The 11279-nt window shown below is 51.3% G+C and carries 10 protein-coding genes; 6 read left to right on the forward strand and 4 right to left on the reverse strand.

Features of this window, described 5'->3' with window-relative positions:
- The coding region (locus EDM58_RS26090) for a hypothetical protein (protein WP_221175441.1) at positions 1–256 on the forward strand (256 nt) is incomplete at its 5' end.
- Between the two features lie 83 nt (positions 257–339).
- On the opposite strand, the gene EDM58_RS25390 is transcribed toward EDM58_RS26090, so the two are convergent.
- Positions 340–3102, reverse strand: coding sequence for a DNA translocase FtsK (locus tag EDM58_RS25390; RefSeq protein WP_122915814.1), 2763 nt, complete (start codon positions 3100–3102; stop codon positions 340–342).
- 163 nt (positions 3103–3265) lie between these two features.
- Here EDM58_RS25390 and EDM58_RS25395 point away from each other — a divergent pair, with 163 nt between their 5' ends.
- Positions 3266–4549 carry a hypothetical protein gene (locus EDM58_RS25395; protein WP_122915815.1) on the forward strand — a complete coding sequence of 428 codons (1284 nt, stop codon included), beginning with the start codon at positions 3266–3268 and terminating at the stop codon, positions 4547–4549.
- Between the two features lie 64 nt (positions 4550–4613).
- On the opposite strand, the gene EDM58_RS25400 is transcribed toward EDM58_RS25395, so the two are convergent.
- Positions 4614–5390 carry an inositol monophosphatase family protein gene (locus EDM58_RS25400; protein WP_122915816.1) on the reverse strand — a complete coding sequence of 259 codons (777 nt, stop codon included), beginning with the start codon at positions 5388–5390 and terminating at the stop codon, positions 4614–4616.
- Between the two features lie 106 nt (positions 5391–5496).
- Between EDM58_RS25400 and EDM58_RS25405 the strand changes: the two genes are divergently transcribed.
- Positions 5497–5874: a hypothetical protein gene (locus tag EDM58_RS25405; protein ID WP_122915817.1), complete on the forward strand. Its 378-nt coding sequence runs from the start codon at positions 5497–5499 to the stop codon at positions 5872–5874.
- 50 nt (positions 5875–5924) lie between these two features.
- Here EDM58_RS25405 and EDM58_RS25410 read toward each other — a convergent pair whose 3' ends face one another.
- Entirely contained in the window at positions 5925–6404 is a 480-nt protein-coding gene (locus tag EDM58_RS25410) for a PaaI family thioesterase (RefSeq protein WP_122915818.1), read from the reverse strand.
- A gap of 196 nt (positions 6405–6600) precedes the next feature.
- Here EDM58_RS25410 and ilvD point away from each other — a divergent pair, with 196 nt between their 5' ends.
- Entirely contained in the window at positions 6601–8280 is a 1680-nt protein-coding gene (ilvD, locus tag EDM58_RS25415) for a dihydroxy-acid dehydratase (protein ID WP_122915819.1), read from the forward strand.
- Between the two features lie 124 nt (positions 8281–8404).
- On the opposite strand, the gene EDM58_RS25420 is transcribed toward ilvD, so the two are convergent.
- On the reverse strand, positions 8405–8905 hold the full coding sequence (locus tag EDM58_RS25420) for a C40 family peptidase (protein ID WP_122915820.1): 501 nt from the start codon (positions 8903–8905) through the stop codon (positions 8405–8407).
- 408 nt (positions 8906–9313) lie between these two features.
- On the opposite strand from EDM58_RS25420, the gene trmB reads away from it, so the two are divergent.
- Positions 9314–9958: a tRNA (guanosine(46)-N7)-methyltransferase TrmB gene (gene trmB, locus EDM58_RS25425; RefSeq protein WP_122915821.1), complete on the forward strand. Its 645-nt coding sequence runs from the start codon at positions 9314–9316 to the stop codon at positions 9956–9958.
- A gap of 121 nt (positions 9959–10079) precedes the next feature.
- Complete coding sequence (locus EDM58_RS25430) at positions 10080–11264, forward strand: sensor domain-containing diguanylate cyclase (RefSeq protein WP_183187632.1); 1185 nt, start codon at positions 10080–10082, stop codon at positions 11262–11264.
- Positions 11265–11279 lie beyond the last annotated feature (15 nt).

The following is an 11279-nucleotide window of genomic DNA, read 5'->3' on the forward strand; positions in this document are numbered from 1 at the left end:
TTTATGTTACGGTCCGCTGATTTGCTCGCTCCCTTACGGGATACTTTGTCACAGGGCTTCAACCTTAGGATCTCTCCACCAGTTGCCTGTCAGCTACGAGGCGACTTGGCTCTTACCTCGGTTGGACTTTCACCAACTAGCAATTAACGGCTTGCTGGGCGCGCTGGCCGCTGAAAGCGTGTTCCGCCTCTTCCGTTCCGGCTGGGTCAAGATCCCAAATGCCTTCGCTTTTTTCCTTTTTTCCTCGACCAGCTAGTTCTGGTCCTCTCTGGGGGTTTGTACCTATCGAAAAAAAAGGGCTTGCCCAAATGACAAGCCCCTCTTCCTTCTTCCATTTTTTTACACCAAACTCGAACCTTCCGCTACCGCTTGAGCGTCTTCGAGCGTGATCAGGACCGCCCTCGCCTTGCCGCCGCTCTGGCCGGCGACATAGCCGTCTGCTTCCATCATTTCGATTAGACGGGCCGCGCGGTTGTACCCCACCCGGAATCTGCGCTGCAGGCCGGAAGCCGAAGCCTGTCCCTGCTCTGCAACGAAGACGAGCGCTTCGAGGTACAGCGGATCATCTCCGGCGTCAAAGGATTGCACCTGTTGTTCCAGATCTTCTTTGCTGAATAGGTACGATGGTTTTCTCTGCTTTTTGATGATGTGCGTGATCCGTTCAATCTCGTCGTCCGAGACAAAATTCCCTTGTAGCCGCAAGGGAGTTGTTCCGCTCTCCAAAAAGAGCATGTCTCCTCTGCCAAGCAAGCGCTCCGCTCCAGACTGGTCGAGGATCGTCCGGGAATCGACTTGGGAAAAGACCGCAAAGGCGAGGCGAGTCGGCACATTCGCCTTGATGTTCCCTGTAATCACATCGACGGATGGGCGCTGCGTCGCCAGCAGCAGATGGATGCCGCATGCGCGCGCCTTCTGGGCGATTCGGATGATGCAGTCTTCCACATCCTGCGGGGAGACCATCATCAGATCGGCCAATTCATCGATCACGATGACGATATAGGGCAGATGATCATCCGTCGTTTGATTGTAGCGCTCAATATCGCGCACTCCGGCATCCACGAACAGGGCATAACGCTTCTCCATTTCCTCTACTGCCCATTTGAGAGCGGCCGTCGCTTGCTTTGCCTCTGTGACGACAGGCGTTACCAAATGAGGCAAGTGGTTGTAGGGAGCCAGCTCTACCATTTTCGGATCGATCAGCAGCAGCCGCACTTGTTCAGGGGTCGCCTTGTACAACAGACTGACGATGATCGAATTGATGCAGACGCTCTTACCGGAACCGGTGGCCCCTGCGATCAGTCCGTGCGGCATCTTCTTGATGTCCGCGATAATCGGCGCCCCTCCGATATCCATCCCCAGGGCAACCGCCAATGCCGATGGATGCTGTTGAAATTCGGGGGAGCTGATGATTTTCTCAATCAGCACCGGCTGGCTCGACAGATTCGGGACTTCGATCCCGATCGCATTGCGACCCGGAATCGGTGCTTCGATCCGAATGTCCTTGGCTGCCAGATTCAGCTTGATGTCATCGATCAGGCTGGTAATTTTGTTTACTTTGACGCCCGGAGCTGGCTGCAGCTCGAATCTCGTAACAGACGGGCCTTTCACGATGCCGACCACCTGTGCGCTGACATTGAAGTTCGCCAGCGTCTCCTCCAGCAGCAGCTTTTGCAATTGCGTATGCTCGTCATCGTCCCCCGCAACTTCCGGGCTTGGATTGAGTAAATCCAGCGACGGAAGCTGATAGGATGGCTCTGTTTGCATTTCGTTAGATTGTATTTGTTCCGTCGGCAGTGGCACAGGGGCAGTTTGAACAGACTCGGTATGAACAGGCGGGTCTGTCGGGATTAGGTTGACAGATTGTGCCGTCGTGAACGGGCTGGATTCCGCACGTGCCAGGAGGAGAGCCACCTCGGGACTCTGCCCAACCACCTTGACAGCTGGCTCAACGTCCTCCTTCTTCTCTGAATCCTGCTCGTCCTCGTTCTCCTCGTCCTCGTTTCCTATGGAACCGGGACTCTTTTCTTCCTGTGCCACTTCGGCTTCATCTTGATCTGCGCCTTCATCTCGATCTGGCAGAAGCTCGCTTTCAAGGACCTCCAACACTCCGCTTGCCGCATCTGGAATTTGCGGTTCCTCGGGATTCGTCTCTGCTTCAATTTCTGCTTCAATTTTTACTTCAGTTTCTACCTCTGTTTCTGCTTCCGTCTCTACCTCTGTTTCTGCTTCCGTCTCTACTTCAAGAACGACTTCGCCCTCTTCTGCACCTGCTTCAGTATCGGATGATTCATGCTGCGGAACCTCTGGCCAGGCTGCCTCCTCCCGGCTTTCCGCCTCCTCGGCAGCAGGCTTCGGTTTTCTCGTAAACAGAAACAACGGCTCGATGGTAGTGTCTGTCTCTTTAGCTACCGTTGTATCGCTTGCGGCCGCTGCCTCGTTCGCCGCTGTCACCTCTACGGACTCGACTGCCTTCTGCTCTTCGTTTTCCGCCTTTGCCAGCTTCCTCTGCTGCCACAGCTTTAATTGGTTCAGCTGCTCTTCCTGCTCCTGGAGCGGATACACGATACCCGCCGTCGTGTGAATGGGATGCTCCATCTCCATCGTGTCAGGCGTGATCTTTCCATATACAGGGGAGACAATATCCGAAGGCTGATAGGTTCTGTTTTCGATTCCAGCCGTCCTCGATTTCCCCGGCTTGAAAGAAGCTCCCTGGAGATCCGGCTGTTGTTTTTGGGCTGGCAAGGCCTTCTCCTCCGGCTGCTCAACTGCTTTTGCAGGCCTGCGATTGGGCAACCGCTCACGCGAAGAAGACGGATTCTCCTGATTCCCTACACGGGGATCCAGATCCAGACCCAGCTCCTTCTCTATTCTTCTGCGCTCCGGATAATGGTCCGGTACGACCGGAAACCGGAACTGCCGCTGCTTGTCCGTTCTGAAATCGTCATGTTCCCGACTGCTTTCACGCTCTCTCGGGTAGATGCTTTTCGTTTTCGCCTGGAGCTGACGGGATTTCGTATAGTTGGGTGGATGCGTCTCATCCTCATCCACTTCCCTCTCTTCCCCCCGAAACACATTCATCAGCTTTTGGAACCACGACCACATGTTGCAACGCCCTTTCTCACTTGCTTCATTTCCCTTTTATATTACCAGAAAAAAGGACTTGCGTTTCGTTCGATTCTGTTTTTTTCGTATTTATGAAACTTTTGGTGGGTCTCACACGTAAATAGTAAGGGAAAGAAAAAGTATACATAGGGAGGAATACCGCATGTGGAAGAAGGGGAGTGCCCTACTGATAGCAGGGATGCTCGTATTGTCCGGATGTTCTGGTGAAGCTTCACTGGTCCGTGATTCCATCGTCCAAACGCTGGATAAACCGAATTACGACTACCAAGGCACCTTGAAATTGACTGGTGACATCGACAAATTGCCGGAAGCATTGGGCGAGCCTGTCGATCCTGAAGGAAAAGCCGTATTGGAAGCTCTGAAAGCGGGCGTCACCGTGAAAGGATCGCAGCTCGATCTGGAAAATGCCAAGGCTGTCATTGAAGTAAACGACGACAAGCTGCTGCGCGACAACAAGCTGTGGTCCGGGGATAAAAAAGCTTCGGTCGAGCTTTTGGTAAGCAAAGATTCGTTCTATTTGAAATCTCCTCTGGACAGCAAATATCTGGTAATGAGCGCTGATGTATCTGGTGATTTGGCCGCGATGGGCGCATCCGAAGCTGCCAACCCTGCCAAATTGAAGGAATATCAGGAAAAAATGAACGACCTGACGATTTCCTTCATTAAAAAATATGTAGCCAAATACGGCTACAAGCTGAACAACGTGAAAAACCTGGGAGCGACTACTGTTGAACTGCCAAACGGCGAAAAAGCGGAAGCTACCCACATCGCGATCAAGCTGGATGCCAAAGAACTGGTCAACATGTTCTTCTATACAGCAAATGACGCGGTTGCAAGCCAAGACGTCAAAGCATTCGCTATTGACATGATGGTCCTCTCTACTTCCCTGCAGGAAGAGATGTTCCCAGAGGATGGCAAAACGACTGAAGCCGAAAAACGCGCTACGGCAGAAGCAGCGGTAACATCCGGTCTGGCTGAAGCGAAAAAATGGCTCGAGGAATCTGGCAAAGTGTATACAGCCGACAAGGTTGTCGAAGAGATGAAAGCTGCCGGCTTCCACGCTTTGAACTGGAACCTTGACTTCTACATCAACAAGGATAAATTGCCTGTTCAACAAAAAAGCGCTTTGAGCGTAACATTCCAGGTTGACGGCATGAAACAGCCTCTGACAGTAGGTCTTGAAGCTGATCAGTATGCCTACAACTTCGGCAAAGCGACCAAATACGAGATCCCTGGCAAAGATGCCGGCGTGACTGTAGAACAACTGTACAATGATGAAAAAGCAATTGACAGCTTCAGTGACAAAGGCTTCTTCCGTCTCTTTGTCCAGTCCTCGCTCGACCAGTACAAAGCCCAGAAAGAATGGGAAGAGGAATGGGCGAACTGGGAGCTGGAAGAAGGCGTAGAGGGAGAAGCAGCCGAATAATCGTTACTCCCATTGAAAAAAGCACGATGCCCCATGGCGTCGTGCTTTTTTGCTTTCTGCCAGCCTACTCTTTGATCAGGCCGCGGATCGTCTCGTGCAAGATTCCGTTGCTGGCGACCAGGGATGCGAGTTCCTCCACCCGAAATGCCTGGTGACGATAAGGCTCACCCTGCCAATTCGTGATGGTTGCTCCCGCTTCTTTGGCGATGATGATTCCTGCCGCGACATCCATGATGCTGGAACGCTGCATGACGATATAATCGAGCCAGCCGTTGGCCAGCAAGCACCAGTCCAATGCCGGGGCAATATTGCGCATCAAGCGTTTGGTCTGCATCACGAACGGCTCTGTGAACGCCAGCTCCTGCTCCTTGGTGACGGAATGGCGGCCGCGAATATACGTACCCACAGCCTTGGTCTGATCAGCGCGCTGATTGATAGAGATGCGTTTTCCATTCAGGAAAGCGCCCCCTCCCTGCTCTGCCCAGAACATCTGACCCGCAACCGGATTGTAGACGACCCCCAAAACCAGTTCGTTTTTGTATTGCAGGGCAATGGATACGGAAAAGTAAGGGTATCCTATAAAGTAATTATTGGTGCCGTCCAGCGGATCGACAATCCAGAGATACTCCGCATCCCGCTCCAACAGACCGATTTCTTCCGAATAGATCGAGTGCCACGGAAAATGGCGATGCAGCACTTCGATGATGCGCTTTTCGCTCTCCTTATCCTCCGGCAGTTTGACATCATTATGCAATTCCTCGTCTGGAATGAGCTGCTCCAGAAAACGCTTTTGCAAATAATCTCCCGCCGCTTTTGCCGCAGCTTTGGCTATTTCCAGCATTCTTTTCATCACCTCTGAAGTTTGAATCGTGTTTTCGGTTGCCACTCAAGCACTACATTTACTATGATAGATAGACGCCCTACTACAGAATGGGAGGGGATTTCAAATGAACAGCGATTTTATCCGCCTGAAAAACCTGGAAGGCGAACTAAAGCTGTCCCAAATGAACAAGCACCTCGGCTGTTCGGTCACCAGCAAGGAACTGGTTTTGTACAAGCCGCATCTGACCTATCATCTGTTTCTGCACGATATCGTGAGCATGGTCCCGGCCCAGCAGGATTCCATCCCCGTCCTTTTTCGCAAGCAAGGGGGAAAGCAACGCCCCTTCTTCGACTCCCAGACTTACAAGCTGGTAGCCAAATGGGCGCGAGTCGTCTCCCGCTCCGGCATCGTGGAAAAGGAGAACATGGAGTTTATCCTCCCCATCTCTTCCAAGATGCTTTCCTACATCTCGGAATACAGCGGCCTGGTTGTCATCCGCTGAACGTTTTCTATCCAAGCCTCTATCCTGCAACACCGCGGGTTAGAGGCTTTTCACTTTGTTTTTTTGTCCAAGACGATAAACGTCCCGGTGCCGTGCGCAACCCGCTTGTTGCGGTCATCGTAAATGCTGGTGTCCATGACCACCAGTGTTTGTCCACGATGCAAAAATGACGCTTCTGTGCGCAGGCTCTCTCCCAGCCCTGGACGCAGGTAATTGACCTTCAGCTCTGTCGTCACGGCATACTTGTCCGGCGGCAGGGAGCGGTTGATCAGGGAGCCCATCGTGGAGTCGATCAGCGTGGCCAGGATTCCGCCGTGTACGGCACCCGTCGAATTTTTCATAAACGTGGTGATCGGCACCTCGAACGAATAGGTGCGGTCATCGAGGAATCTTCCCTGCAAGCCCAGGAGCCCGGATAGAAACACGCTTTTTCTCTCGCGCCTTTGGCGAATGGACTGGAGCGTCAACGCGAGCAGTTCCCGTTCCTCCTCGCTGCCTTCTTCCCAGATATTTTTCAATTCTTCTATCATTTTTTCACTCCACCCTAAATCGTCGCTTTCTTTATTTTAAAGCAATTTTCTGCAATTTTCTACGCAGCACTTGTCCGGCAAGTGTTTGACCCTGAGCAAATGTTCAGACTTTAACGGTTGTTTCTATTTAGTGAAAAGTGTTAAGATAGTGCAAAATAGAAGGCTGGATTTTCTATTCGGAAGGGAGAGTTTTCAAGTGGCCAGACTTAGAAGCGACATGATTAAAAAAGGATTTGACCGCGCTCCGCACCGCAGTTTGCTGCGTGCAGCAGGCGTGAAGGAAGAGGATTTCGACAAACCGTTTATCGCGATCTGCAACTCGTATATCGACATTATTCCAGGTCATGTGCACTTGCAGGAATTCGGAAAAATTGTGAAGGAAGCCGTTCGCGCTGCCGGAATGGTTCCTTTTGAATTCAATACCATCGGCGTAGATGACGGGATTGCCATGGGGCATATCGGTATGCGCTACTCGCTCCCGAGCCGCGAAATCATTGCTGACAGCTTGGAGACCGTTGTTTCCGCTCACTGGTTTGATGGCATGATTTGTATTCCAAACTGTGACAAGATTACCCCAGGGATGATCATGGGCGCTCTTCGCGTGAACATTCCGACAGTATTTGTAACAGGCGGTCCGATGAAAGCCGGAAAAACAAGCGATGGCCGCTCGATTTCCCTTTCTTCCGTCTTTGAAGGCGTCGGCGCTTATCAAGCCGGCCTGATCGACGACAAGCAATTGGACGAGCTGGAGCAATACGGCTGTCCAACCTGTGGCTCCTGCTCCGGCATGTTCACCGCCAACTCGATGAACTGCCTCCTCGAAGCCATCGGTCTGGCGCTGCCAGGCAACGGTACCGTTCTCGCAGTATCGCCTGAGCGCAAGGAACTGGTAAAAGCATCTGCTGAAAAACTGAAGCACCTGATCGAGCGCGATATCAAACCGCGCGATATCGTAACGCTGGAAGCGATCGACGACGCTTTTGCCCTCGACATGGCAATGGGCGGTTCCACCAATACGGTCCTGCACACCCTGGCAATCGCACAGGAAGCTGGCATCGAGTACTCGATCGAACGCATCAACGAAGTAGCCAAACGCATTCCGAACATCTGCAAGCTGGCTCCTTCCTCCGACTACCACATCGAGGATTGCCACGAGGCAGGCGGCGTCTCCGCCATCCTCAAGGAAATCTCGAAAAAGCCTGGAGCGATCCACCCAGACCGCATCACGGTAACTGGCAAAACCTTGGGCGAAAACGTCGCAGATGCCGAGATCAAAAACGATCAGGTCATCCGTCGACTGGACAATCCGTACAGCGAGTCTGGCGGTCTTGCCGTTCTCTTCGGAAATCTGGCAGAGCAGGGCTCGATCATCAAAACAGGCGGCGTCGATCCTTCGATCAAACGCCATGAAGGACCTGCCATCTGCTTTGACTCCCAAGAAGATGCACTCGCAGGGATCGCGGCTGGCAAGATCAAACCCGGCCATGTCGTCGTAATCCGCTACGAAGGTCCGAAAGGCGGCCCAGGCATGCCTGAGATGCTCGCACCGACTTCCCAGATCGTCGGGATGGGCCTTGGAAAAGAAGTGGCGCTCGTAACAGACGGACGCTTCTCTGGAGCTTCCCGCGGAATCAGCATCGGCCACGTGTCTCCGGAAGCAGCCGAAGGTGGACCGATCGCCTTCGTCGAGGATGGCGACATCATCTCCATCGATCTGGAAGCGCGCACGATTGAGCTGCATGTCGATAATGCCGAACTGGCTCGTCGTAAAGAAGCCAATTGGAAAGGGTTCGAGCCGAAAGTGAAGACCGGCTACCTCGCTCGCTACTCCAAAATGGTGACCAACGCCAGCATGGGCGGCATTCTGAAAATCTAATATATGAAAAAAGTCAGCCCCGCATCTGCTCAGATGCGGGGCTGACTCTCTCTTGCCTCAATTAACAAGATTTGCATTTCTTAGCGGCGAAACCAATGACCGATTGATGCGTCTTATATGATAACTACATCATCCGCCGGGCGGTGACGAAGCGTTTCTCCCAGGAGGTGCCCCGGAATGTACTATAGGTAACCCCCGGGTTCCCATAGGTATGTAACAGTTTGTTATTTCCAGCATAAATCGCAACATGCGTTATTCTCTGCGACGAAGTGGTTGTACTCGCCTTGAAGAAAATCAAATCGCCTTTCTTCAGATTGCTTTTGGAAATGCGGGTTCCCACCTTCGATTGTGAACGCGAATCGCGGGGCAGCTTCTTGTCGATCGCCTCTCTGAAAACACGCTGCGTAAACGACGAGCAATCAAAAACAGCCGTCGTATTTTTGCTAGCGCCAAATTTATAGGGCCTGCCCAAGTATTTTCTTCCGGTGTTGATCACTTTGTCTGCCTTGCTCTGACTCCATGCGGCATGCGCAACGCCAATGTCTCCTGGAATCGGGGCTACCACTGCCGTCAACCCCATCGTGACACCCATCAGAATCCCTACAATCGCTTTTCTTACTTTCATGTTGTTCATCCTCCCTTTTATGAAAAGTTTGGTTGATCTTCCGCTGTTTCTCTACTCTACCATCCCTTTTCTTTCTATGAAATTGGCAAAAAGTTTCCAAGCGGACGAACCACATTCGGACGAAATTTCCACTAGACGCCTCAAAGCCGCAGTTTTATAGGCATTTGTCAAATTTTCAGTCTTCTCCATTTGCCAACATGTTCCTCAAAAGTCCCCCAATTTTTTCCGCACTATATATAGGCCTTTTCGCATATACTGCGACTTTTCTCCTACGTTTCATTGTAAAAAATCCCTAATCGACGCAAACAGGACTGGTCTTTACTGGAATCAACCATTTCTACTCTCTACTTGCAACATCAGGGGAGTCATCGTAAAGTAAATAGGAGTTCGTTATCAAGGAGGCAACCTATGCGATTGCGTAATATTCCAGGTGCCGAGGCGGCCCTGGCTGAATATCCGACGTTCGTGCAAAATCCTGTTTCGTTCAAGGGGAAATGGCATGAACGCTTCGGGAACAACAACCCGATCCACGTAGAGATCGGCTGCGGGAAAGGTCGTTTTATCAATACTTTGGCTGCCCTGCATCCCGACATCAACTTCATTGCCGTAGAATTGAAAGCCGAGGTCGTCTTGCGTGCCGTACAGCGCACGGAATACCGCGAGATCCCCAATCTCGCCTTCGTCCAGTACAATGCGGCCATGCTGACCGACCTTTTCGCTGACCATGAGATTACCCGACTCTATCTCAACTTCAGCGATCCCTGGCCGAAAACGAGACATGCCAAGCGCCGTCTCACCTATTCCAGTTTTCTGCAAACCTATCGCCAGGTATTGAAGCCGGATGGCGAGGTTCATCTCAAGACAGACAATGAAAAACTGTTTGAGTTCTCACTCAACCAGTTTGCCGCAGAGCGTTTCCAGCTCCGCAATATCACCTTTGATCTTCACCAGTCCAAACAGGCTGCGGACAACGTCATGACCGAATACGAAGAGCGCTTTTCCTCGAGAGGACAGCGAATCTATCGGGTTGAAGCCGCTTGTTCCTTCCATTGATAGGCAAAAGTCATCCATCTCTCTTTCTCCAGATCAGCAGCTGGCAATCCAGCAGTCTGCTCTGGAGAAGGAGTCCTTACGTTCTCTTCCATACCTGTGTAAAGGATTGAATATGGATCCAATGAAAGCACATACAGAGAATTTCCACTATTCACACTTGTCTTTTCTGCTCAAGCGATTGCATGTCATTTCCATTGCACTCCTAGCACTCTATGCCTTTTACTTCTACGTCGATTTGGTTCTCTACCAGCATGTTGCCGGTACTCCTTTCCATACGACACTGATCCTTATTCATGCTGCCGGATTTCTGGCTTCCCTGTTCTACATGGGGATCTACCCCCTGGTCAAGAAGAATCAGCGTTTTCTCCAATCGGTGGGGCCTGATCTGCTCCTTGACTTCTACGTTTTCCTCTACATCGGCTCCAGTGCGCTCGCTTCCCTAAATAGCTACAGATTGAGCGGACACATCGATATGTACCTGGTTGTTCTTGTGGCTTCCGCTGTCCTGCTGCCGATTCGTCCCAAGCATTTTTTCTGCATTCTCGCAATCATTCATGTACTGTTTCTCTCCCTGCTCTCATCCTTCATCGACGATCCGAATCTATTAACTTCCAAACAAATCATCTCTACCATTGCAGCTTTTATCTCCTTTTTGCTCTTGGTGCTGCTCTACTCGTCCCGAGAGCAAGAATTCCAGCATCAACAAAAACAGGATGAACTGCAAAAAAACTTTCGCACCTTATTTGAGATGAATCCCTATCCGCTTATCCTGTCCAGACTTTCCGATGGCAAATTGCTGCTCTGGAACAAAGCGGCTGCAGAATCGTGCTCGCCCTCCCATACTTCTGATTCCGTGACTGACCACCAACTCGTCTTCAGCAGTCCGCAAGAACGGGTTGAACTCGTCAATGAACTGCGCTTGCGAGGCAGCATCAAAAATTACATATTGAAGCAAGATCAGCCACTAGGGGCAACGAAGTGGGGAATGGCGCATTATGAGCTGATCATGTATGGAAACGAGACCTGCATTCTCTCAGGAGTTACCGATATTACTCCTTTGAAGCAGGTGGAAGAGAATCTGGCAGAGTACGCCAACTACGACGCATTGACAGGAATTCTCAATCGACGGAGCGGACTGGAGGCATTGAACAGCTGGCTAACCAATCCCCATTCAGAGGCATCTTCGTGTATCGTCTGCTTTATTGACTTAAACAATCTCAAACAGGTGAACGATCGATACGGGCATCAAGCGGGTGACGAGATGATCAAGGAAGTCTGTACAGTGATCAGCGAGAGATTGCTGTAACCGTCAAGTAGTTTT

It is taken from the genome of Brevibacillus panacihumi (genome assembly GCF_003710985.1).
Taxonomy (GTDB): Bacteria; Bacillota; Bacilli; order Brevibacillales; family Brevibacillaceae; genus Brevibacillus; species Brevibacillus panacihumi.